Here is a 23,355-nt window from a genome sequence, read left to right as displayed (position 1 = left end):
CGTGGCTCACCCGACGACCAGCACCACTTCCAGGGTGCGGGGGCCGTGTACGCCCTCCACGCGGTCGAGCTCGATGTCGCTGGTGGCGGACGGGCCCGAGATCCAGGTCAGCGGGCGGCGGGGGTCCAGGCGGGACATCGCCTGCGGGACGGACGCGACGAGCTGGTCCGGAACCCGTACGACGCAGATGTGGTGGTCCGGCACGAGGGTGATGCGGCGCCTGCCCTGGTCCGGCCCCGCGTCCAGGACGAGGGTGCCGGTCTCGGCGATGGCGAGGGCGCAGCCGGTGACCACGCTGTCCACGGCGTCGAGTTCGGCCGCGGTGGCGTCCGGGGTGTCCGCCACGCGTACGCGGGAGGTGTGCGCCAGCCACTCGGGCGGCAGCCCGGCCGGGGCCAGCACGCTCATCGCCCCCCGCGCGCCGAGCAGTTGGGCGATCAGGGGACCCACCCCGGCCGGGTCCGTGCGGTGCACGAGGGCGCGGTAGTCGGCGAGGTTCTCGTGCAGCAGGTCGAGGACGGCCGCCGGGTCGTCGGGGGTGTGGCTCGTCAGGTAGTCGCGGACGGTGGGGGCAGCCTCGGGGGCGCCGTCCACCGCGGCCCGGACGCGGGCCAGGATGCGGTCGCGTGAGCTCATGCGCGGTTCTTCCTCCACCAGTCGCGGAAGGGTTCCTCGGGGAGTTCGGGCAGGTCGCGGCTCTCGGTCCAGGCCCGGGCGCCCGGTGGCCGCTTCGGATGCAGCGCGCGGGTCCTGGCCGCCGCCCGCTCCCCCGCCGCCAGGACGGCGGGGTGGTCCATGACCCAACTGGCCGCCTTCATCGCCGCCTTCTCCAGGCGGTGCCCCCGGCCGCCCTGGTCGGCGACCTTCTCGCGGAGGTGGACCAGGACCTCCGGGATGTCGATCGCGACGGGGCACACCTCGTAGCAGGCCCCGCACAGCGAGGAGGCGTACGGCAGCGAGGCGTCGATCTCGCTTGTGGTGCCCCGGAGTTGGGGGGAAAGGATGGCACCGATCGGCCCCGGGTAGACCGAGCCGTAGGCGTGCCCGCCGGCCCGCTCGTACACCGGGCACACATTGAGGCAGGCCGAGCAGCGGATGCAGCGCAGCGCCTGGCGGCCGATGTCGTCGGCGAGTGCGTCGGTGCGGCCGTTGTCGAGCAGCACCAGGTGGAAGGCGCGCGGCCCGTCCCCGTCGGTGGTGCCGGTCCACATGCTGGTGTACGGGTTCATGCGCTCGGCGGTCGAGGAGCGCGGCAGGGTCTGGAGGAACACCTCCAGGTCCTGCCAGGTGGGCACCACCTTCTCGATGCCGACGACCGAGATCAGGGTCTCGGGCAGCGTCAGGCACATGCGGCCGTTGCCCTCGGACTCGAAGACGACCAGGGTTCCCGTCTCGGCGACCATGAAGTTGGCGCCGGAGATGGCGACCTTGGCCCGCAGGAACTTCTCGCGCAGGTGCAGCCGGGCGGCCTCCGCGAGGTCGGCGGGTGTGTCGGTGAGGCCGTCCGGGGCGGGCCTGCCCCAACTCGCCATTCTTTCGCGGAAGATGTCGCGGATCTCGCCCCGGTTGCGGTGGATCGCCGGGACCAGGATGTGCGAGGGGCGGTCGTCGCCGAGCTGGACGATGAGTTCGGCGAGGTCGGTCTCGTAGGCGTGGATGCCTTCGGCGGCCAGCGCCTCGTTGAGCCCGATCTCCTGGGTGGCCATCGACTTGACCTTGACCACCTCGCTCTCCCCGGTGGCTTTGACGAGGTCCCCGACGATGCGGTTGGCCTCGTCCGCGTCGGCCGCCCAGTGCACGATGCCGCCGGCGGCGGTGACCGACTCCTCCAACCGCACGAGATGGCGGTCGAGATGACGCAGGGTGTGGTCCTTGATGCGCCGGCCCGCCTCGCGCAGCTCCTGCCAGTCGGCGAGCTCGGCGACCGCCGCGGCACGCTTGTCGCGGATGGTGTGGGTGGCGTGCCGCAGATTGGCGCGCAACGTCTCGTCGCGGACGGCGTCATGGGCGGCCTCGGGAAACGCCCGGGCGGGGGGCGGGGGGAACGCGGGCATGCCGACGAAGGTGCCGCTCATACGTGGGGCTCCGCTTTCGTGCTGAGGAGGATCTCGGCGATGTGCAGGGCCCGCATCGGGGCGTCCTGGCGGTGGAGGATGCCGCCGAGGTGCATGAGGCACGAGTTGTCCGCGCCGCACAGCACCTCGGCACCGGTGGCGGCGGCGTTGCGCACCTTGTCGGCGCCCATGGCGGTGGAGACGTCCGGGTTCTTGACGGCGAAGGTGCCGCCGAAGCCGCAGCACTCCTCGGCGCCGGGCAGTTCGCGCAGCTCGAGTCCCTCGACGGCCTCAAGGAGCTTGCGCGGCCGGTCGCCGAGGCCCAGCAGGCGCAGGCCGTGGCAGGACGGGTGGTAGGTGACGGTGTGCGGGAAGTACGCGCCGACGTCGGTCACTCCCAGCACGTCGACGAGGAACTCGGTCAGCTCGTACACACGCGGCACCAGCGAGGTCGCGATCGCGCCGAGCCCCGCCTCCCGGCCTTCCTCGGCGGCCCGGCGGGCGATGCGCGGGTAGGTGTCCCTGACCATCGCCGCACAGGAGCCGGAGGGGGTGACGATGTGGTCGTAGCCCTCGAAGACCCGCCCCATCCGGCGCACCAGGGGCTCGGTCTCGTGGCGGTAGCCGGTGTTGAACTGGGGCTGCCCGCAGCACGTCTGCCCGGCGGGGAAGTCGACCTCGACCCCGAGTCGTTCGAGCAGCTTCACCGTCGCGATAGCGGTGGCCGGGTACACCGCGTCGTTGACGCAGGTGACGAAGAGTGCGACTCGCATGGTCGGAGGATATGTCGCGCGAGGGATCCGGAACAGGACCGTGCTCGGCGGAGATTGCTCCCCAATCCGGACAAGGCGGCGACGAAGGGGTCGACAGAGGTCGGACAACTGCCGTGTACGCAAGGGCGGTTGGAGGATCGACGGGGATCGACGGTCGAAGGTCTACTTCTGCTCGGTCTTACTCGGTCTGTGAGAACCGGGATCGACGGGGCGCCTCACCACACCAGCGGAAGTTGCTCCGGCGAGCGGTGGATCATCGTGGGGCGCATGACGACGGGTCTCTCCTCGGCGAGGCGCACCCCCGGCAGGCGGCTCGTCAGGAGCTCCAGGGTGATACGCAGCTGTTCGCGCGCCAGGGTCGAGCCGGGACAGCCGTGCACGCCGTATCCGAAGGCGAGGTGGCGCGCGGGCGGGCGGGTGATGTCGAAGACGTCGGGTCGTTCATGGCGGCTCGGGTCGCGGTTGGCGGATCCGTAGGCGACGAACACCACGGCGCCGGTCGGGAGTTCGGTGCCGGAGAGCACGACCGGGCGGGTGGTGATGCGGCGAAAGCCCTGGATCGGGCTGTCGTAGCGGGCGGCCTCTTCGACGGCGTTGGGGATCAACTCCGGCTTCTCGCAGAGCAGTTCCCACTGGGTGGGGTGGTGCATCAGATGCAGCATCGTCGTGCCGATCAGTGCGCTCGTGGTGAGATGCCCGGCGAGCAGGAAGTTCTGGAGATGGGCGACCATCTCGTGGCGCTCGTCCAGGGTGAGTTCGGCGACGGGCGACTCGCCGCCCGATGCGAGCGCGCCGATCAGGGCGCTGCACAGGTCGTCCTGGGGGCGGGCGTGGCGTTCTCGTACGTAGGTGTCGAGCAGGTGCTGCATCGCTACGACGTCGCGGGCGGCGGCGAGCTGGTCCGCCTCGGGCATCGGGCGGAACAGGAGCTGTTCGGCGCGGTGGCCGCCGTGCACGGCGAGCGGCACGTCCGCGGGGTCCAGGCCGATGAGGCGGCCGATCACCTGGCCGGGCAGCTTGAGGGCGAACTCCGCCATGAGATCGGCCGAGCCGCGCTCGACGAAGGCGTCGATCAGCGCGGTCGCGCGCTCCGCCGCGTACGGCACGATCGCGGCGACGCGCGCGGGTGAGAGGCCCTGCACGACGGGGGCGCGCAGCCGCTGGTGCAGGGCACCGTCGGAGGTGACCACGACGGGGCGGCCGCCGAAGCCCCGGCCCATCTCGGCGAGCACGGTGGGCCCGGGCAGGACGTCGGGGCGCAACGCGTTGGCGGAGGAGAACGCCTCGGGGCGGCGCAGGACTTCGCGCACATCCGCGTCGCGGGCCACCAGCCAGGCGTCGAGCTCGGACACGAAGGTCAGGCCCTCGGCGCGCCGGGCCCGCGCATAGTGCGGATAGGGGTCGCGCTGCAGCGCGTCGAGCCGAGCGTGCTCATGCCTGTCCACAGGCCCATCGTCTATGACGTCCGGCCACATCGGAAGAGCGCCGGACGGGCGGAACGTGGCGCTTTCGCCGCCGGGGCCCCCTCGGGGCTCCGGCGGCGGTCGCGTACGCCTCAGACGGCCCGGTCGAGCACGCCGATGAGGCGGGTGACGGTCTCGGCCATCGCCTGCCGGCCGACCGTCAGATAGGTGCGGGCGTCGACCGCCTCGGGGTGGGCGGCGAGGTAGGCACGGATGGCGTCGGTCATGGCGATGTTCAGCGCGGTGCCGATGTTGACCTTGGCGATGCCGCCGGCGACCGCGGCCGACAGGGCCTCGTCCGGGACGCCGGATGAGCCGTGCAGGACGAGCGGCACCCGCAGGGCGTCGTCGAGCCGGGCGAGCAGCGCGTGGTCCAGTTCGGCGGTGCGCGAGGTCATGGCGTGGCTGCTGCCGATGGCGACGGCGAGCGCGTCGACGCCGGACTCGGCGACGAACTGCCGCGCCTGGCCGGGGTCGGTGCGGGCGCCGGGCGCGTGGGCGTCCAGCGGGGGCTTGCCGCCCTTGCCGCCGACCTCCCCCAACTCGGCCTCGATCCACAGCCCTTGGGTGTGTGCCCAATCGGCGGCGGCTCGCGTCGCGGCCAGGTTCTCCTCGTACGGCAGGTGCGCGGCGTCGTACATGGCGGAGCTGAATCCGGCGTCGGCGGCCTGGCGCAGCAGTTCGTCCTGCTTGACGTGGTCGAGGTGGAGCGCGACCGGCACGCCGGCGGCCTCGGCGGCGGCCGCGGCGGCACGGGCGAGCGGCAGGACCCGGCCGTAGCGGAACTTGACCACGTTCTCGCTGACCTGGAGGACGACCGGGGACTTGGCGGCCTCGGCACCGGCGATCACGGCCTCGGCGTGTTCCAGCGTGATGATGTTGAAGGCCGCGACGGCGCGCCGCTTGACCGCGGCCTCGGCGACGAGCGTCCCGGTTCTGGCGAGTGGCATCAGTGCTTCCCCTTCACCTGTGTCACGTGGTGCGGTGCCGCGTGGTGCGGTGCGGTGCTGCGCGGTTGCGGTGCCGCATGGCTCCGCGTCACGACGTTCGGTGTCACGGTCCGCCCGCTCAGGCGCCGTCGAGGATGACGGAGCGGGTGAGGTGGCGCGGCCGGTCCGGGTCGAGTCCGCGGGCGGCCGCGACGGCGACGGCCAGGCGCTGGGCGCGGACGAGTTCGGCGAGCGGGTCGAGACGCCCCTCGATCCACAGCGCGCCGGTGGCGGCCACCTGCTCGGCGAGGCCCGCGGGCGCCTCGCCGAACATCCAGGTGGCGGTCGTGGTGGTGGAGATGCTGATGGGACCGTGGCGGTACTCCATCGCCGGGTACGCCTCGGTCCAGGACAGCGACGCCTCGCGCATCTTGAGCGCGGCTTCCTGCGCGAGGCCATTGGTCCAGCCCCGGCCGAGGAAGCTGAACTGGGTTGATTTCACGAGCCGTTCGGGCAGCGGCTCGTCGAGCGCGGTCCGGGCGTCGGTGACGGCCTGCTCGGTGTGCAGCCCGAGGTGAGCGCGCAGCAGCGTGAGGGCGGTGGTGGCGAAGCGGGTCTGGACGACCGACTCCTCGTCCGCGAAGTCGAGGACCACGACGTCGTCGGCGGCCCGCATCACGGGGGTGGCGGGGTCGGCCGTGATGGCTGTCGTACGGGTGCGTCCGCGCACCAGCGCCAGGAGGTCGAGCACCTCGGTGGTGGTGCCGGAGCGGGTCAGCGCGACGACCCGGTCGTAGGGGCGGGAGGCGGGGAATTCGGAGGCGGCGAAGGCGTCGGTCTCGCCGAGGCCCGCCCCCTCCCGGAGCGCGGCGACGGCCTGCGCCATGAAGAAGGAGGTGCCGCAGCCGACCACGGCGACGCGCTCGCCCGGGGCGGGCAGGGCGTCCTTGTGCTGGAGGGCCAGTTCGGCCGCCCGCTTCCAGCATTCGGGCTGACTGCTCAGTTCGTTCTCGACATGGCTCATGCCGGGCTCCCACCCTCTGGATGTGACGCGCTGCCGTACGGAGTCGTGCTTGTTTCTGCAAAATATAACGGGATATCGAGCACGATCAAGCATGTGGCCGTGCGCTAAGGTCACTACGGACGGTTACCGGTACGAAGAACGGAGGGCGCGGATGTCGCGCGATGCCCGCTGGCAGGCGCTCCTCGAACTGCTCGTGGAGCAGGGCCGCCTCGATGTCGAGGAGGCGGCGACCGCCCTCGGGGTGTCGGCGGCGACGATCCGCCGCGACTTCGACCAGCTCGCCGAGCAGCAGATGCTGGTGCGCACCCGGGGCGGGGCGCTGCTGCACGGCGTCTCCTACGAGCTGCCGCTGCGCTACAAGACGGCGCGCCAGGCCTCGGAGAAGCAGCGCATCGCGAAGGCGGTGGCGGATCTGGTGGCGCCGGGCGAGGCGGTCGGCCTGACCGGCGGGACCACGACCACGGAGGTGGCCCGTGCGCTGGCGGTGCGGCCCGAACTCGCCCATGGATCACCGGCGTTGACGATCGTGACGAACGCGCTCAACATCGCCAACGAGCTCGCGGTGCGTCCCCAGTTCAAGATCGTGGTGACGGGCGGAGTGGCCCGCCCGCAGTCCTACGAGCTCACCGGGCCGCTGGCGGGCGGCGTTCTGAACCAGATCACGATGGATGTGGCGGTGCTCGGCGTCGGCGCCTTCGACGTGACGCACGGAGCGTCCGCGCACGACGAGGACGAGGCGGGCATCAACCGGCTGCTGTGCGAGCGCGCCGAGCGGGTCGTGGTGGCCGCCGACTCCACGAAGCTGGGCAGGCGCACCTTCGCCCGGATCTGCGCGACGGCCCAGGTCGGCACGCTGGTGACGGACACGGCGGTCTCCGAGGAGACGGTCGCCGCGTTCACCGAGGCCGGGGTGACGGTGGTCGCGGTCTGAGTCACGGACGGCGGAGCCCCGGGCGACGGTGTCGTAGCCCTCGGGGGCTGCGCCCTCGGCGGCGACGACGCGCGCGAGGGACGCCCAACTCCCTTGAGGGCCGGGCCTGTTGGGCCGGTCAGCCGATCCGCAGCGCCGGGAAGACGACCGCTTCCAGCAGCCCCAGCACCGTGTCGTCGCCGTGGAAGCGGTCCTCGAAGAGCCGCTCGACGCGGAGCATGCCCATGATCATGGGGGCGACGTAGCCGATCGCCGGGTTGTCCGCCGCCACCTCGCCGCGTTCGACCCCGCGCCGCAGCATCGCGTCCAGGGCCGCGATCTCGGGGTTCAGCACGGTCTCGCGCAGGGCCTCGCGCAGGTCGGGGTGTTTGATGTAGGCCTGGCCCACGGCCTCCATCAGCGCCGTGTCGGGGCCTTCGCGCCGGCCCACCACCCGGGCCGCCTCCCGCAGGTCCCCGGCGAGCGAGCCGGTGTCGATGCCGGCGAAGAAGGAGCAGCGGTTGCGCCCGAGCGCCGCCGTGACCAGCAGCGGCTTGCTCTTCCACTGGCGGTACAGGGTGGCCTTGCCGCACCTGGTGCGCGCGGCCACACCCTCCATGGTCACGGAGTCGTAGCCGCCTTCTCGGAGCAGGTCGAGCACCGCGTCGTACAGCTCCAGCTCACGCTCGGGGCTGATCTTGCTGCGGCGGGCAGCGGCCGTGGCGGCCTGCGTCGACATCGTTCCCTCCGGAGAAAAACAAGCGGCACTCCTGCACGTACGAGAGTAGGCTCCGCTCGTTCGAGACGCAAACGTATCGAGACGTTTGCGTCTCGATGAGTTTCGATCTAGCCTTCCTACGTTTGCTTGTGTTTTTCCCATCTATCGATCCAGGTTCAAAGGGGCCGGAGAATGTTTGCCGGTATAACCACGGGGGCGCGTCATCAGGCCCGTCCCGCCGGACCGGAGACGACCGCTTCCCGGCCGCCCCTGGTACGCGAGCTGCTGCTCGTGACCGCGCTCTTCCTCGTCTACAAGTTCGGCCGCCAACTGGCCAACGGTCACGAGGCGAGCGCCTTCGACAACGCCGACCGCGTATGGAGCTGGGAGCGCGCGCTGCACCTGCCCGGCGAGGGCTCGGTCCAGCACCTGCTGCTGCACGGCGACACGCTGGTCGAGGCCGCCAACACCTTCTACGCGACGGTGCACTTCCCGGCCACGGTGGCCTTCCTCGTCTATCTCTACCTGCGCCGCCCGGGTCACTACCTGTGGTCGCGCCGGGTGCTGGCCGGGCTCACCGCCGCCGCCCTGGTGCTCCACATCACGGTCCCGCTGGCCCCGCCGCGCATGCTCACCACGGCCGGACTCGTCGACACCGCGCAGGTCTACGGGCCCTCGGTGTACGCGGCGACCCCCGACACCGACACCATGGCGAACCAGTTCGCGGCGATGCCCTCGCTGCACTTCGGCTGGGCGCTGATGGTCGCGATCGGGCTGATCGCGGCGGGCCGGAGCCGCTGGCGCTGGCTGTGGCTCCTGCACCCGCTGCTCACCCTGCTGGTGGTCGTCGGCACCGCGAACCACTACTGGCTCGACGCCATCGTGGCCACCGCACTGCTGGGTGCGGTCCTCTTCTTCGTGCCCGTGCCGCGTCGCGCCACACAGTTGCCTGCGGCACCCAAGCCTGGCCGTCGGGCGTCCGCCCCCAGCGCGTCCGGCTCGCGCACGCCCGCACCCTCCCCGCTGTCCCAGGTCACGCTCGCGCCCCAGCCGGCGCCCGCTCCCCCGCGCACCCCCGCGCCCGAGCTCACCGAGGCCGTGCGATGAACGAATCCGCGTTGCTCGCCATCCTGCTCTCCCTCGCCTCCGCCGCAGGCTACGCGCTCGCCGCCGTCGGCCAGTCCCGGCTCGCCGCCCAAGGGGGCCCGGGCATCGGCCAGTTGCTCACCCGGCCGCTGTGGTGGTGGGCGGTCGGCCTGAACGTCGCGGGCGCCCTCATGCATGTGGCCGCGCTCCACTACGGGCCGCTCACCCTGGTCCAGCCGCTCGGCGCGCTCACCCTGGTGGCCGCGCTGCCGCTCTCCGCGTACTACGCGCGGCGCCGTGTCACCCGGCGTGAGTGGCGCGGCGCGGCCTGGACCCTGGCCGGGCTCACCGGTCTGATCGCGGTCACGGGGCCCGCGAGCCCCGGAGACGCGCTCAGCCTGCCCGAGGCCCTCGCCATCGCCGCGGCCACCGCGCTGCTGCTCGCCTTCCTGGTCCGGGCCGGGGCGCACTCCCCGCACGGCGGCGGCCTCGGGCACGCCACCGCGTCCGGCATCGCCTCCGGCGTGGCGTCCGCGCTGACCCAGACGGTCACCGCCTCGCTCGCGCGCGAGCTCCCCGGCGGCCCGCTGACCTGGTGGCAGACCACGCTGCTCGCGGTGCTGGTGGCGATGTTCGCGGTCGGTGGCCTGCTGCTCTCGCAGACGGCCTACCGCGGTGGCCTCGCCGCCCCGCTGGCCGTGGTGAACCTCGCCAACCCGGCGGCGGCCGCGGTGATCGGAGTGACGCTGCTCGGCGAGAGCTTCCACGGCGGTCCGCTCGGCTGGCTGGTGGCGGCCTCGGCGGCGGGCGTCGCGGCCCGTGGCGTGCTCATGCTGACCGGCGCCGCACCCGCGGACCTGCCCGCCGCGCTTCCCCCGCAGGTGCCGGTACCCGCGGAGCGGCCGGCCCCCGAGCCGGCCGTGCGGATCCCGGCCTGACGCAGCCGGTGCCCTGCCCGGCACTGGCCCGGAGCGCGCCTCACCCGTCAAGGGCGACGGCGTTCTTGGCGCGCTCCACGGATTCCGTACTGGCCGGACCGCCCGGGTTCTCCGTCGCCAGCGCCTGGTTGAGCGTGACGAAGGGGCGCAGCCGCGCCTCGTACCGGGCGAACGCCTCCCGGTGCTCCCCGCCCGCCCGGCCGAGCTCCTGCGCCAGGACGTACGCCCCCACCAGCGCGAGGCCGGTGCCCTGGCCGGAGAGGGGTGAGGCGCAGTACCCGGCGTCCCCGAGCAGCACGGTCCGCCCCCGCGACCACCGGTCGAGCCGGATCTGGGCCATCGCGTCGCTGTACAGGTCGGGCGCGGCCCACAGCGCCTTCACGAGCCGCGCCCTCTCCCAGCGGAGCGCCCCCATCCGGTCGGCGATCGCGCGCTTCAGCGCGTCGGGCTCCCGGGGCACGGCGTCGAGCGGTCCGGACGCGAAGCCGAAGGTGATCCGCAGCTCGCTGTTGTCGCGCACCGGGTAGATCCCGTACCCGGCGTCGCCGTCGCGCTGCCACACCTGCCAGTTGTCCAGGCCGAGGAAGTTCTCCGCGCCGAAGATCGCCAGATGGCTGCCGAGGTGGTGCGTGAACTCCCGCTCGGGGCCGAAGGCGAGCGCGCGTACCGCCGAGTGCGGTCCATCGGCGCCCACCACGAGGTCGAAGGTGCGGGACGGGCCGTGTGCGAAGTCGACGGTCACCCCGTGCTCGCCCTCATCGAGCCCGGTGATGCGATCGCCGTACATGAACTCGGCCTGTCCGTCGGCCAGTTGCTCCAGCATGGCGACGAGGTCCTCGCGCAGCAGCTCGACGTCCCCGCTGTCGAGCCGCCCGCTGCTGAAGGTGGCCTCGGTGGAGCGGTGTACCTCGTTGCCGTCCGCGTCGAGCAGGGACATGCCCCGCATCCGGGTGGCCGCCTCGCGCACCCGGCCGAGCAGCCCCATCCGCTCCACCACGTCGAGCGCCACTCCCCTGATGTCGACCGCCTGCCCGCCCGGTCGCGTTCCCGGGGCGCGCTCCACGACGGTCGGCGCGAAGCCGTGGCGACGCGACCAGTACGCGAGCGCGCAACCGGGCACCCCCCGGCGAGCTCGCCCCGGGCGACCGGGTCCCCTCGACCCGGGGGATCGTCAAGGAGTGGGGCGTCGCGCTCGCGACCGCCACCAAGGTCCTCACCGTGCTGCGCCTGGAGGGGCTCGTGGAGACGCTCCCCCGGGTCGGCACCGTCGTGAGCGCGCGCACCCCGGCACCGCCGCCCCCAGCACGCGTCAGGGCCGAGGGTGAGCTGACCCGCGAGCGGATCGTGGCGGCGGCCATGGAGATCGCGGACGGCGAGGGTCTGGGCGCCCTGTCCATGCGCGGGGTCGCCGCCCGGCTCGGGGTCGCCGCGATGTCGCCGTACCGCCATGTCGGCGGCAAGGACGAGCTGGTGCTCCTGATGGCGGACGCCGCCTTCGGCGAGGCGCGGTATCCAGCCGTGCCACCGGCCGGCTGGCGCGCCCGGCTGGAACTGGGCGGCCGGACGCTGTGGTCACTGTTCCGCAAGCACCCCTGGCTCGCCCAACTCGCGCCGCTCACCCGCCCGTTGCTGCTCCCCAATCTGATGACGCACGCCGAGTGGGCGCTGGCCGCGCTCGACGGACACGGGCTCGACCCGGCCACCCTGCTCGACGTCCATGTGCTCCTGTACGGCTATGTGCAGGGGCTCGCCGCCGGCCTTGAACAGGAGACCCAGGCCGCGGCCGCCACCGGGGTGAGCGAGGAGGGGTGGATGGAGCAGCAGGCCGCGGCCCTGCACGCGCTGGTGGCATCGGGCAGATACCCGGTGTTCAGCCGGGTCACCACGGCCCTCGACGGCGGATACGACCTGCGCCTGGACGAGCTCTTCGAGTTCGGCCTCGGTCCGCTGCTCGACGGATTCGCGGGGATCATCGAGGGCGGCGGGCGCGGGCCCACCGCCCCCGGGCCGGCCGTCAGGCGTTGACGTCCACGACGGTGCGCCCGCGCACCTGCCCGGCGAGGATGCGTTCCGCGACACCGGGCACCTCGTCGAGACCGATGACCGTGGTCATCGTATCCAGGCGGGCCGGATCGAGATCCCGCGCGAGTCGCTCGTACGCCCTCACCCGGCGCTCCATCGGCGCCTGTACGGAGTCGATGCCGACCAGGGTCACCCCGCGCAGGATGAACGGCAGCACGGTGCCCGGCAGATCGACGCCCTGGGCGAGGCCGCAGGCGGTGACGGTGCCGCCGTAGCGGGTGCCCGCGAGGACGTTGACCAGGGTGTGGCTGCCGACCGAGTCGATCGCACCGGCCCAGCGCTCCTTGCCCAACGGGCGTCCGGGGGCGGAGAGTTCGGCACGGTCGACGATCTCGGCGGCGCCCAGCTCGCGCAGATACCCGGCTTCGGCGGGCCGCCCGGTGGAGGCGAGCACCCGGTAGCCGAGCCGGGCCAGGAGGGTGACGGCGACCGAGCCGACACCGCCCGCGGCGCCGGTGACGAGCACATCGCCGCTGTCGGGGGTCAGGCCGGCGTCCTCCAGGGCGAGCACGCTGAGCATCGCGGTGTATCCGGCGGTGCCGATCGCGGCCGCCTGGCGGGTGCTGAGCCCCGCGGGCAGCGGGACCAGCCAGTCGCCGCTGACCCGGGCCTTCTGCGCGAACCCGCCGTCGTGGCCCTCCCCGACGCCGAAGCCGTTGAGCACCACCTTGTCGCCGGGCGCGAACGAGCCGTGCGCGGACGACTCGACGGTGCCCGCGAAGTCGATGCCGGGCACCAGCGGGTACGTACGGACGATGCCCTTGCCGTGGGCGAGCGCGAGGCCGTCCTTGTAGTTGACGGTCGAATAGTCCACGGCGACGGTCACATCGCCCTCGTGGAGGTCGTTCTCCTGCAGCGTGACGGTCTCGACCCGGTGGCCCTGCTCGTCCTTGGTCACACGGATGGCGCGGAATGACATCGAAGCGATCTCCTGGCGGTGGGGTGCCTGTTCGGCCGTACGCCGATCTTGCCCCAGGCACCCCCGCACACATGCGGAGGGGCCGCACCGGACGGCTCACGGTGCGGCCCCCGAACCGGTGGCGGCCCTCAGGTCACGCGATCTCGACGGAGAAGCCGTGCCCGGTCGGCTGCGACGGCGTCCTGACCTCCGTCGCTCCCGTCGCCGAGTCGAAGAACCAGCCGGAGCCGGCCGCCGCGAGCTCGGCCGCGGACCCGTACCGCTGCGACCGCTTCCCGCCGAGCGCGACGATCCCGGGCGCGGACTGCCCGTGGACGGTGAGGCGGTAGGAGCGGGTGGTCGGCTTGCCCTGGTAACTGCCGTCGCTGGCACCGATGGTGACGACCGAGGCGCGTCCGGCCGAGGTCACCTGGACCCGCTGGGTGGCCGAGGCGCCCTGGGCGAACTGCCGGGTGACGCCGTCGTCCTCGTACAGCGTGTAGGAGGAGGTGCCGAGCCGCGGGTAGATGTCGTAGTCCAGTTCGCCCTTGTCCCTGGTCTGCCAGGAGGTCGTGCCCTGGGGCCACATCGGCACGATCGAGCCGCCCTTGACGAACAGCGGGAGGGTGTCGAGCGGGGCGGCGTAGTGGTCGATGGTGGTGGGGCCCTGGTAGGTCTTGCCGCTCCAGTAGTCGGTCCAGGTGCCCTGGGGCAGATAGATGCCGTCGCGGACGCTGGTGTCGCTGTAGACGGGGGCGACGAGGAAGTCCGGCCCGGCGAGGAACTCGTACTTGGCGTTCGCGCCCAGGGTGTTGGGGTCGTCCGGGTACTCCAGGGAGAGCGGGCGGACGGCGCCGACGCCGGTGGTGGTGGCGTCCTTGGACAGCCCGTACATGTACGGGATGAGCCGCTCCTTGAGCTGGAGGTACTTGCGGTTGATGGAGGCGTACGGCTCGCCGTCGAGCCAGGGCTGCTGGTCGGCGGCCTTGCCGGTGGTGAGGTCCTTGGCCCAGCCGTCCATCGTCATGATGGCGGGCAGGAACGCCTTCCACTGGAGGTCACGCGTGTACATCTTGGGGTCGTGACCGAAGATGCTGCCGACGTCGCCCGTGTTGTACGCGATGCCGGAGAGCGTGGCGCCCGCGTAGGTGGGGATCTGCCAGCGCAGATAGTCCCAGCTCAGCTTCTGGTCGCCGCTCCACAGCACGCCGCAGCGCTGTGCTCCGGCCCAGGACACGGGCAGCCAGACGAAGCCGCGGGCGTCGCTGTTGTCCTCGATGCCCGCCTTCGCCTGGTCGCAGGCGTCGAGGGCGAAGCCGTAGCCGTTGCCGACCCAGGCGACGTCGAGCTTCGCGACGCGCTGGCCCGCCTTGACCTGGTCGGCGAGCTTGTCGAGGCCGTCCTGGGTCCACAGGCCGAGCTGGGCGTTGTGCGCCTGGAGCCCATTGCCGGTCTCGGCGAGGTTCTCGTAGCCGCAGCCGTAGCCGTCGTTGACGAGCATCCAGCCGAGCGGCATCTGGTTGTGGGTGTAGCCGTCGGCGACCTTGAGCGCGTCGAGGGTGTGCCGCTCACCTCGGTTGGCGTTGTGGAGGTAGCAGTCCGAGTCGCCCGGTTCGAGCCCGTACACGGGCGGCATGAACGGCTTGCCGACCAGCGCGGTGTACTTGCCGATGACGGACTTCACATCACCTGTGAAGTAGTAGGCGTCCAGGCGCCGTTCCTGCTGCCCGGTGCGGACCCGTGGCCCGAAGTCGTACACCCCCGGCGTGAAGGTGTTGCGGAACACCCCGTATCCGGCGGAGGAGATGTAGAAGGGCTGGGAGTTGTTCCAACCCCCTTCGTTCCAGTTGGTGTTGTTGCCCACGTTCATGATCTGGTCGCGGTGGGAGAAGCTGCCGTTCTGCTCGCCACCGCCGAAGAACTGCTCGTGGGCGCCGCGGGTCAGGCTCTGGCGCATGCCGCCGGAGGTCCACCGCAGCGGGTCGGCCTCGGACCAGATGACGGTGGTGTTGTCGCCCTTGTAGAGCGCGAAGCGCAGCGGCTTCTTGTAGACGCGCAGGACGGCGTCCTTGCTCCGGATGCCGTAATAGGCGCCCGCGTCAAAGGGCTTGGTGTCCTTCCGTGGCTTCGGCCGGGTCCGGATCATGTGACTGTTGGGCGGATCGGTGAAGGTGCCGTCGGGGGCGGCCCGCAGCCGCAGCGTGTCATCGGCGAGGAAGTCCACGCGCGCCTTCAGATCACCGGCGGTTATGTCGTACGTGCCGTCCTTGCCGCCGAAGGCGGTGAGGTTCCCCGCGTCGGTCGGCTCGGGAAGGTACGCCGTGCCGGTGAACGAGTTGTGGTGCACGTCGTAGGGGACGACGACCACGTGGTACGTCCCCGAGGCCTTCGGGATGACGGTGGCCTCGGGGTCGGCGGTGCCCGCGCTGGAAGCGACCTGCTTGCCCGCGTCGTCGTAGACGTACAGGTCGAAGTCGTCGGTGGGCGTGGCCCATTGCACGGAGACGGGCACCCCGCCCTCCGGGTTGTCGTCCCACTCACCGGCCGGCGGCTTCACGGTCAGGTCGAAGCGGGCACACACCGCGCCGTCCGGGTCCTGCGCGGCCGGCGGGCACTTGTCGGGCGAGTCCACGGTGCCCTTCTCGTAGACCGGGCTGTGCCAGGTGAGCGACTTCGTGCCGCCGTCCAGGACGCCACCGGGCGGCGCCCCGGCCTGCGCGTGGGCGGCCGGAACGGCCAGAGTGGTGAGGCCGAGCGCCAGCGCCGACAGGACGGCGACGGCGGGACGTCGGGGCGGGCGTGAGCCATGCCAGGGGGTCCGCAAGGTTTCGTTCTCCGTTCGTACCGAGCAACAGCCGGGCGCGGCATGCGCGTTCATGCTTGGAACCTTGGAGTTTCGAGCATCAAGATTCACCGTGAGCCGGGTACATGTCAACGGCTGAGGCGCATATGGAGCCCAACTGGGTATCCGCAAAAGGAGGTTGTCGCCCGATAGCGGAAAAGGTGGGGACGGAACGGGTCTTGCTACGACTGCGGCGGGTTCCGGGTCCACTGTTAGCCTGCCGATCTGGATCGCCGAAAACACCGAAGCGCCCCGCTGGACGGTGGCCGCGCTGTTCGCCCTCAACGCCGCCTTCTGCGTCCTGACGCAGACCAGGATCGGCTCCCGCATCGAACCCCCGCAGGACGGCGGCAGGGCGTTCCGCACCGCAGGGCTGCTCTTCCTGGTGAGCTGCCCGATGACGGCGCTGGCGGCGTACGCCCCGGTCCGGCGGCCACGGGGCTCGTCCCTCACGACCCTGGGCGCGGCCGGCCCCGCCCTTGCCCGCTGGGGGACGCGGACCCGGCCGCGGCCGGGGGTTCCGGCGGACGTGACGCGATGACCGTGCGGCAGGTGCCGGACGTTCTCCACCTTCCCGGTACGCGAGCACGCTTGCGTTGCGGCGGCGCGGCCGGCCGACCCCGTCGAAGCCGCTACGGCAGCACGAACCAGTCCATGGCGAAAGCGGCGGCGAGCCCCGCCACCAGCAGCCAGGAACCGAGCCGGGTGCGGCCGTTGCGGCTGAGTTCGATGACGACACCGCAGAGGATGAGGGCGATCCCGTACACGCCGACCACGAGCACCGAGGACTGGGTGGCCAGCCGCACGACGAGGATGGCCCCCATCACCGCCATCAGCACCCCGGCGGCGACCATCCGAATCCGCCGGGCCTGCCACGGCGCCATGCCGCGCCGCCGCTCGGGCTCGACGTCGAGTTTCCCCAAGTCGCTTGCTTCTTGCGGGGGTTGAGGCACCGGACGGCCCTCGGGGGGTGTGGGGCGCTCGGCGTGTTCGGGGGTGGTGCGGGCCGCGGAGACTGCCGACTCGGGGGCCTGAGCGGGCTCCGCGGGCTCGGCGGGCTCGGCGGGCTCGGCGGGCTCGGACGACCCGACGGCCGCCGAGTCATCAGCTGCCGAGCCGTCGGCTGCCGAGCCGTCGGCTACCAAGCCGTCGGCTACCAAGCCGTCGATCACCGAGTCATCCGCCACCGAGTCATCGGCCACCGAGCCGTCGGTTCCGGTGGCCTCGGCCTTCCCGGCGGCCTCCGAGCCCTCCCCCTCCACTGCGGCCCCGCCCACTCCCCGCGGTCTCGAAGCCCCGTCCCCCGTAGGCCGGTTAGGGGCCTGGCTCGGTAGCTTCTTCTCGGGCGGGGTCGACGCTCCGCGCGTTTCCGGGGCCGTGCCCACCGCTTGGTCCTGATCCGACGTGCTCATAAGTCCGGATCGTAATCGCTCCCTCGGGACCTTGTTCGACGTCCCTTCCACGACGGGGAGTCCAGGCGTGCGACAGCACTGCGCGCGCAGTGCTGTCGGCGAACCGGACCGGGTCAGCCCGCCAGGCGAGCCAGGGCCAGGGCGTGCGCCTGGTCGAGGGCGTCGGCGGCGGCGCAGGGGACGTCGGGCCGCACGCCGGTACCCTCCCAGTTCGTGCCGGAGACGGGGTTGATGGCACGCCCGACGGGCACGGTGGCTTCCAGATGGGGGTGCACCGTCCAGCCCTGGCAGGGATGGGCGCCTCCGCGGCTGGGCTCGCCGACGACCACCGCGCGACCGAGCTGTTGGAGGTCGTACGCCAACTCCTCGGCGGCGGAGAAGGTGCTGCTGCTGGACAGCACGTACAGCGGCTTGCTGCCGCCGAAGCGCGCGCCGGGAACCTGCGGCAGGCTCCAGGACTGCTCGCTGCGCTCGTCCCGGCGCCAGTACATCGTGTTGAGGTGGGTGCGCTCGTCGAGCAGGTAGCTGCACGCGAAGGCGACCGCGTCCGGGTCGCCGCCCCGGTTGGCGCGGAGGTCCACGATCAGCGCCTGGGCGCGGGAGGCGAGGGAGAGCGCCGCGGTCAGGGGTTCGGCGGCCCACTCCAGCGGGAACAGCATCGGCGCCAACTCCACCACGGCGACCCCTCCGTCGAGCAACTGCACCCGGGGTGCACCGCCCAGCGAGGCGTCGAAGTCCCGCCGCATCGACTCCAGGGTGGCCGCCCCCTGCTGCTGGGGAACCGGGTCGGCGTGGTACTTCAGTCTCAGGTGCCGGTCGCCGTTGACTGATTGTAGGTCCGCGGTGACCAGCCGGGCGAGCTTCTCGGCATTATCGACGTCGTAGGCCCCTTCGGCGAGGCGTCGCCGCAGCAGGGCACCCAATTGTTCGGCTATGTCGGGGAAAACGTAGTGCTCGGAGAGCAGTTGGACTGTCTCGCCGATGACAGGAGCGGGCTCAAGCTTCGTCAGGGTGGTCATGCCAGGAGTAGAGCATTGCCCTGCTCATGCATCAAAGCGTTTGTACACGTCGGGCAGGCGCGACCACGGTTCAGTCCGCGAAGACCTGATTGCGTGGGGAGTCCCAGAAGAGCTGCTTGATGGCGCCGTCCTTGCCCCGGTAGAAGGCGTGTTGCTGGTCGGGCCACAGCAGGCCGGCCGGGGTGTCCGAGACGTCGGCGGCGACATGCGCCTTGGCGGTCCAGTCGTCGGCGAACACCTGGTTGCGCCCGGAGTCCCAGAATAGATGCTTCAGGCTGCCGTCGGCGCCGCGATAGAACACGTGCTGCTGGTTCGGCCAGACCAATGTCGCCGGATCACCGGCCACATCGGATCCCGCATTCGCCTTCGCGGTCCAGTCGTCGGCGAACACCTGATTCTTCCCGGAATCCCAGAACACGTGCTTCAGGCGGCCATCCGTACTGCGGTAAAAAACATGCTGTTGTTTGGGCCACACCATCGTCGCCGGGTCACCAGCGACATCAGCACCCGCACCCGCCTTGGCACTCCAATTGTCCGCGTACACCTGGTTGGTTCCGGAATCCCAGAACAGATGCTTCAGACTCCCGTCCGCACTGCGGTAGAAAACGTGCTGCTGGTTCGGCCACACCAACGTCGCCGGAGCGCCGGTGACATCGGCAGCCACGTGCGCCTTGGCGCTCCAATTGTCCGTGTACACCTGGTTGGTTGCCGCATCCCAGAACAGGTGCTTCAGACTCCCGTCCGTACTGCGGTAGAACACATGCTGCTGATTGCGCCAGACCAACGTCGCCGGATCACCGGCCACATCGGACCCCGTACCCGCCTTCGCAGACCAGTCGTCGGCGAACACCTGATTCTTCCCGGAATCCCAGAACACGTGCTTCAGGCGGCCATCCGTACTGCGGTAGAAAACGTGCTGCTGATGGGGCCACACCATCGTCGCGGGGTCACCAGCGACATCAGCACCCGCACCCGCCTTGGCACTCCAATTGTCCGCGTACACCTGGTTGGTTCCGGAATCCCAGAACAGATGCTTCAGACTCCCGTCCGTACTGCGGTAGAAAACGTGCTGCTGGTTCGGCCACACCAACGTCGCCGGCCTACCCGCGACGTCTGCGGCGGAATGCGCCTTGGCGTTCCAGTCACCCGGCGCCGGCGCGACCTGCCCGCCGCTCGGAATGGCGCGCTGCCCGTCGATGTTGCCGGCGGCCGCGTACCGGCACACCAGAATCCACCCGGTTCCGCCCCCTACCGGCACGCCCTCTTTCACTCCGCAGCCGATCGAGGTGGTGACCGAGGTGGGGGACATCCAGACCATCTGGGAGTAGTGGCCCCACGCGTGGTAATTGGTGCCGTCGGGCGCGTTGTTCTGGACCACCGCGTTGGCATCCGCGTCGAATTTGGCCTTCTCCGCCGTCCAGCTGTAACTCACTGACGGATCCAGCGCCAGAGCGGGACGCGCGGGCACGGGTGTGCTGTTCAGGAGATTTTCGCCCTCGTTGCCGTTCGCCTCACGCTTGCTGTGGTGCAGCCCGCCGCTCGCGCTGGACTCGGGGTCATCGGCCCAAGCCTGCGCGTCACACGCGAGCTTGGGGCTCCAGGTGACGGGGGCGAGGGACAGCCCGGGGTGGTATGTCTTGATGGCTTCCTGGCGCGCCTCGTTGTGGCCACGGACCATGGCATCGGCATCTGCCGCGCTCATCCGCGAACCCGTTCCAGGAGGAGGATCGCCAGAGGGGCACATGGCGGATTTGTCCTGGGCGGCGGGGACAGAACCGGCTTGCGCGTGTGCGACCGAGGCGGCCGACATCGGGCCCATCAGAACAAGACCGCAGACCATGGCGGCCGCCGTTACGAATGAGTTCGGTTTCATCGAGCGCTCCGATGCGGATTGCACGAAAGGCCAAAATGTCGGGGCCGCCCACTCGGGCTCGACCCGTTCTCGCCTGCGGGCCGCAGGCGGCTGGTGGCGCAGTTCCCCGCGCCCCCGAACCCTCTTGAACCTGCGGGTCGTGGGCGCTTCTCACGCAGTTCCCCGCGCCCCCGAAGCACCCGTCCCCGCCCGCGTAGAGCGGTCGGTGGTCGGTGGTCGTCGGGCACATGACGATCACGACCATTGTCGCCCATGTGGCCTACGTCTGCGCGTTCAGCGCTCGACCGGTTGCTCCAGCGCCGCCGTGCGCGCCTTTGATCGACCGGACATGGACGGCGCTGACGGCTCCGACGGCTCGCACCCGAGGCACCGGGAACCTTCAACGTGTCTCAAGAGAAGGGGAGTTGGCCCGCCTCCGCACCACAAGCACGGCCCGGTCGTCGACATGGCCGGTCAGGGAGTCGTCCTGTGCCATCAAAACGTCCGCCAGCTCCCCGAGAGGTGCCTCCCGGAGGCGGTCGGTCGCGGCGCAGACGTCGGCCAAGCCGTCGTCGATGGGCAGCCGGGGGCCCTCAACCAGGCCGTCGGTGACCAGGGCGAGCACATCGCCGGGGGCCAACTCCAGTGCGTGTACGGGGAATTCGCTACGGGCGAGCACCCCCAGGGGCAGGCCGCCCGGGTACTCGCGGACCCGTGCCCCGTCCCGCGCGGCGTGCACCAGGGGGACGTGTCCGGCGCGCGCCGTCAGGGCCCGGCCGTCGGGGGTGAGCAGGACATACAGGCAGGTCGCGAAGACCGGCAGGCGCATCTGGAGCATGAGGTCGTTGGTGCGGGCCAGTACCCGGTCGGGGGTGGGCTCCTGCCACGCGTAGGCGTGCATCGCGGTGCGTATCTGGCCCATCAGGGCGGCGGCCTGCACATTGTGGCCCTGGACGTCGCCGATGATGCACGCCGTGCTCCCGTCGGGCAGCGCGATCACGTCGTACCAGTCACCGCCCACGTCCAGCCCCTGATGGGCGGGGCTGTAGCGGGCCTCGACCTCGTACCCCGTGACGGTCGGCAGCGTGGCGGGCAGCAGGTTGCGCTGTACCGTCGCGGCCAGTTCGGTGCGGGCGGACTGGAGCCGGATGCGCTCCCACGCCTGGCCCGCGACATCGGCCATCACCCCGACCAGGATCCGCTCCTGGGGGGAGAGGTCGTGCGGCCGGTCGAAGGTGACGACCCAGCCTCCGAGCGGGGACGCCCCCTGGCCCCGGAGCGGAATCATGATGAACGAGGTGGCGGACGTGGCGTCCAGCAGGCCGTGCGCCTGCGGCCACGAGCGCCGGTATTCGTCCCGGGTGGCGATGAACAGGGGTCTTCCGGTGCGGATCGCCTCGGTCAGGGGCTTGGGGGCATCCAGCGGGAGTCCATGCAGGGAGCGGGCAAGGGCGGGGTCGATGCCGTCCCCGAACGTCACCCGCAGCCGTCCCTCCTCGACGAACGCCAGCAGCGTGCCGGTGCCCCCGAAGGCCGGGGCGACGCGGTTCAGGATCGCCGCGGTCAGTTCGTCCTCCGTCGCGGCCCCGACGAACGCGGCGGCGAGCTGCTGAACCAGGTCGACGCGCCGCCGGGCGTCCGCGTGCGCCTTGAGCAGCGTCTGATGGCGCTCCACGGCCGCGGTCGTGTTGGCCGTGGTCCCCACGACGCGCCGCCCGCCGTCGAAGCCGAACCGCACGAGGCGGGCGAGGGTGCGCAGCCAGTGCAGCCGGCCGTGCTCGTCCGGCATCCGGAAGTCGACGTCCACCTGCTGGGTCTCGCCTCTGCGCAGTGCCCAGAACGCTTCCTGCACGCGCGCCACGTCCTCGGCGTGCACCCGGTCGAAGAGCTCGGCGAGCGGCATCCGGTCGCCGGGCCCCATGCCGTTGTACAGGCGCTCCCCGTCGAGCCAGCTGAACCGGTCGGCCTCCTCGTCGTAGACCCACAGCGAGTGGTCGGCCAGGACGGTCATGGAGCGCAGCGCTTCCCAGTGCAGCCACTCCCCGTGTTCCTCCTCCTCGATCTCCACCAGGAGCGCGGGCGGACCGGAGCCGCGCGTGTCCAGGCGGCGTGCGGAGGTCATGCAGATGACCGTGCCGTGCGGATGCGCGTACTCGACCGGCTGACGGTAGGCGCGCCCCTCGCCCCGGACCGCGTCCAACAACAACTGGCGCGAGATGGACGCGCTGCTCGGCGCCACCAAGTCGGCGAAGGTCCGGTGCGGCGTGACCTCGTCAAGGAGTACCTTCCGGGCGCGCGGGCTGGCACACATGAGATGCGCCGCTCCGGCGGGCGCGGTGGCGGGTTCGAGCACCATCCACATGCCGTCGAGGGGGAGCGTCTCCTGCGGCGGGCAGGCTCGGGGCGTGGTGTCTGCGCACATGGACATCGATCTCGAGAGCGGGCGGACGGCGGGCCCTGCCTACGGGCGGGTCTTCCATCCCAGCCGACATCCGCCCCCGGCGGCGGGCGCAAAGGTCACGACCTTCGGGCCGAAAGTCCCTCGCGCACGGACCCGGCTCCTCGACGGCGACCCCGAGCCGGAACCATCGACAAGAACCATCGGCCGAAAACGTGAGCCGGAACCGCCGCGGGCGGGGCCTCAAAAGATCGACAACGGCCGGGAAACGAGTCAGGGCCGGTCTAGGATTTCTCCGTAACCGGCCCTGACCTCGACTCTTTCGAGTCGGGACGACAGGATTTGAACCTGCGACCCCTTGACCCCCAGTCAAGTGCGCTACCAAGCTGCGCCACGTCCCGATGCCCGTCTGACCTGGGGTTTCCCCCGGCCGTTCGTGCATGAGAACAATACCGCACTTCCCCGGGTGGTCACGAACCCCTTTCCCGGAGTGGCCGCCATCGGGCTCGGCTCAGCCGCCCGGCGCGGGGTGGGCGTCCAGGAGCTTGCGCGGGGCGGCCTGGCGCCAGGAGTCGGTCAGGATCGCGGACAGCTCGGCGTCTCCGTCGAGCGCGCCGAGCCGGACCCGCAGCCAGTCGTAGTGGTCGTCGTGCCCCTCGCGCAGGAAGAACTTGTCGGGTTCGGCGGCGATCAACTCCTCCCGGTCCTCCTTCGGGCACTTCACGCCCACCCAGGCGTCGTCGTCCCCCAGGGAGGCGAATATCTTGCCCGCGACCCGGAAGGTGGGCTTGCCCCAGGCGAGCTTCTCCGTCGCCCCGGGGAGCGCGAGCGCGATGCGGCGTACGTCGTCGGCGTTGGCCATGCGAGCACCGTACGCCGCACCACCGACAGCCGGCCCCCTGAAGGAAGCCGCACCACCGACAGCCGACCCGCTGAAGGAAGAGGGCGCCGCTCGGA

At 71.4% G+C, this 23,355-nt stretch carries 19 protein-coding genes, 1 tRNA gene and 1 pseudogene; 5 read left to right on the top strand and 16 right to left on the bottom strand.

The features are described 5' to 3' along the window. Positions 1–6 precede the first annotated feature (6 nt). From N4G70_RS15515 to N4G70_RS15490, 6 genes are all read right to left on the bottom strand, one after another. Positions 7–636 carry an LUD domain-containing protein gene (locus N4G70_RS15515; RefSeq protein WP_261713212.1) on the bottom strand — a complete coding sequence of 210 codons (630 nt, stop codon included), beginning with the start codon at positions 634–636 and terminating at the stop codon, positions 7–9. Beyond that, complete coding sequence (locus N4G70_RS15510; protein ID WP_261713211.1) at positions 633–2,075, bottom strand: LutB/LldF family L-lactate oxidation iron-sulfur protein; 1,443 nt, start codon at positions 2,073–2,075, stop codon at positions 633–635. The genes N4G70_RS15515 and N4G70_RS15510 overlap by 4 nt, the downstream gene beginning before the upstream one ends. Next, complete coding sequence (locus N4G70_RS15505; protein ID WP_261713210.1) at positions 2,072–2,827, bottom strand: (Fe-S)-binding protein; 756 nt, start codon at positions 2,825–2,827, stop codon at positions 2,072–2,074. The genes N4G70_RS15510 and N4G70_RS15505 overlap by 4 nt, the downstream gene beginning before the upstream one ends. A 215-nt stretch (positions 2,828–3,042) precedes the next feature. Beyond that, entirely contained in the window at positions 3,043–4,272 is a 1,230-nt protein-coding gene (locus tag N4G70_RS15500; RefSeq protein WP_261713209.1) for a cytochrome P450, read from the bottom strand. 110 nt (positions 4,273–4,382) lie between these two features. Continuing rightward, entirely contained in the window at positions 4,383–5,240 is an 858-nt protein-coding gene (locus N4G70_RS15495) for a class II fructose-bisphosphate aldolase (protein WP_261713208.1), read from the bottom strand. Positions 5,241–5,358: 118 nt separating this feature from the next. Beyond that, a complete protein-coding gene (locus N4G70_RS15490; RefSeq protein ID WP_261713207.1) occupies positions 5,359–6,243 on the bottom strand; it encodes an SIS domain-containing protein in 885 nt (294 codons plus the stop codon). Positions 6,244–6,394: 151 nt separating this feature from the next. Here N4G70_RS15490 and N4G70_RS15485 point away from each other — a divergent pair, with 151 nt between their 5' ends. Further along, positions 6,395–7,174 carry a DeoR/GlpR family DNA-binding transcription regulator gene (locus N4G70_RS15485; protein ID WP_261713206.1) on the top strand — a complete coding sequence of 260 codons (780 nt, stop codon included), beginning with the start codon at positions 6,395–6,397 and terminating at the stop codon, positions 7,172–7,174. 118 nt (positions 7,175–7,292) lie between these two features. On the opposite strand, the gene N4G70_RS15480 is transcribed toward N4G70_RS15485, so the two are convergent. Continuing rightward, complete coding sequence (locus N4G70_RS15480) at positions 7,293–7,892, bottom strand: TetR/AcrR family transcriptional regulator (protein ID WP_261713205.1); 600 nt, start codon at positions 7,890–7,892, stop codon at positions 7,293–7,295. A 171-nt stretch (positions 7,893–8,063) separates the two neighbouring features. Between N4G70_RS15480 and N4G70_RS15475 the strand changes: the two genes are divergently transcribed. Both N4G70_RS15475 and N4G70_RS15470 read left to right on the top strand, forming a co-directional pair. Continuing rightward, positions 8,064–8,978 (top strand): phosphatase PAP2 family protein, encoded by a 915-nt coding sequence (locus N4G70_RS15475; RefSeq protein ID WP_261713204.1) that lies wholly within the window; start codon positions 8,064–8,066, stop codon positions 8,976–8,978. Further along, positions 8,975–9,895, top strand: a complete 921-nt coding sequence (locus tag N4G70_RS15470; protein ID WP_261713203.1) for a DMT family transporter — start codon at positions 8,975–8,977, stop codon at positions 9,893–9,895. The genes N4G70_RS15475 and N4G70_RS15470 overlap by 4 nt, the downstream gene beginning before the upstream one ends. Positions 9,896–9,935: 40 nt before the next feature. On the opposite strand, the gene N4G70_RS15465 is transcribed toward N4G70_RS15470, so the two are convergent. Then, positions 9,936–11,015 (bottom strand): FAD-dependent monooxygenase, encoded by a 1,080-nt coding sequence (locus N4G70_RS15465; protein WP_261713202.1) that lies wholly within the window; start codon positions 11,013–11,015, stop codon positions 9,936–9,938. Here N4G70_RS15465 and N4G70_RS15460 point away from each other — a divergent pair. After that, positions 11,003–11,920 (top strand): annotated as a pseudogene (locus N4G70_RS15460) (TetR/AcrR family transcriptional regulator C-terminal domain-containing protein); the annotation flags it as partial. The gene N4G70_RS15465 and the pseudogene N4G70_RS15460 sit on opposite strands and share 13 nt — an antisense overlap. Here the strand turns inward: N4G70_RS15460 and N4G70_RS15455 are convergent. Both N4G70_RS15455 and N4G70_RS15450 read right to left on the bottom strand, forming a co-directional pair. Continuing rightward, entirely contained in the window at positions 11,910–12,896 is a 987-nt protein-coding gene (locus N4G70_RS15455; RefSeq protein WP_261713201.1) for an MDR family oxidoreductase, read from the bottom strand. The pseudogene N4G70_RS15460 and the gene N4G70_RS15455 sit on opposite strands and share 11 nt — an antisense overlap. 133 nt (positions 12,897–13,029) lie before the next feature. Continuing rightward, positions 13,030–15,753, bottom strand: coding sequence for a TIM-barrel domain-containing protein (locus tag N4G70_RS15450; protein WP_399035552.1), 2,724 nt, complete (start codon positions 15,751–15,753; stop codon positions 13,030–13,032). Positions 15,754–15,979: 226 nt separating this feature from the next. Between N4G70_RS15450 and N4G70_RS15445 the strand changes: the two genes are divergently transcribed. Continuing rightward, entirely contained in the window at positions 15,980–16,258 is a 279-nt protein-coding gene (locus tag N4G70_RS15445; protein ID WP_261713200.1) for a hypothetical protein, read from the top strand. Positions 16,259–16,349: 91 nt separating this feature from the next. Here the strand turns inward: N4G70_RS15445 and N4G70_RS15440 are convergent, their stop codons facing one another. From N4G70_RS15440 to N4G70_RS15415, 6 genes are all read right to left on the bottom strand, one after another. After that, positions 16,350–16,994 (bottom strand): hypothetical protein, encoded by a 645-nt coding sequence (locus N4G70_RS15440; protein WP_315904255.1) that lies wholly within the window; start codon positions 16,992–16,994, stop codon positions 16,350–16,352. Positions 16,995–17,242: 248 nt separating this feature from the next. Next, positions 17,243–18,148, bottom strand: coding sequence for a S41 family peptidase (locus tag N4G70_RS15435; protein ID WP_261713199.1), 906 nt, complete (start codon positions 18,146–18,148; stop codon positions 17,243–17,245). Between the two features lie 70 nt (positions 18,149–18,218). After that, on the bottom strand, positions 18,219–20,021 hold the full coding sequence (locus tag N4G70_RS15430) for a CAP domain-containing protein (RefSeq protein ID WP_261713198.1): 1,803 nt from the start codon (positions 20,019–20,021) through the stop codon (positions 18,219–18,221). Between the two features lie 379 nt (positions 20,022–20,400). Continuing rightward, on the bottom strand, positions 20,401–22,428 hold the full coding sequence (locus N4G70_RS15425; RefSeq protein WP_261713197.1) for a SpoIIE family protein phosphatase: 2,028 nt from the start codon (positions 22,426–22,428) through the stop codon (positions 20,401–20,403). A gap of 297 nt (positions 22,429–22,725) precedes the next feature. Beyond that, positions 22,726–22,799: transfer RNA gene (locus N4G70_RS15420), tRNA-Pro, on the bottom strand. Between the two features lie 110 nt (positions 22,800–22,909). Then, positions 22,910–23,260 carry an MmcQ/YjbR family DNA-binding protein gene (locus tag N4G70_RS15415; RefSeq protein ID WP_261713196.1) on the bottom strand — a complete coding sequence of 117 codons (351 nt, stop codon included), beginning with the start codon at positions 23,258–23,260 and terminating at the stop codon, positions 22,910–22,912. Between the last annotated feature and the right edge of the window lie 95 nt (positions 23,261–23,355).

It is taken from the genome of Streptomyces sp. ASQP_92 (assembly GCF_025399895.1).
Classification (GTDB): domain Bacteria; phylum Actinomycetota; class Actinomycetes; order Streptomycetales; family Streptomycetaceae; genus Streptomyces.
Note: the sequence above shows the minus strand (reverse complement) of the source record. Positions and strands in the feature narration are given on the sequence as shown.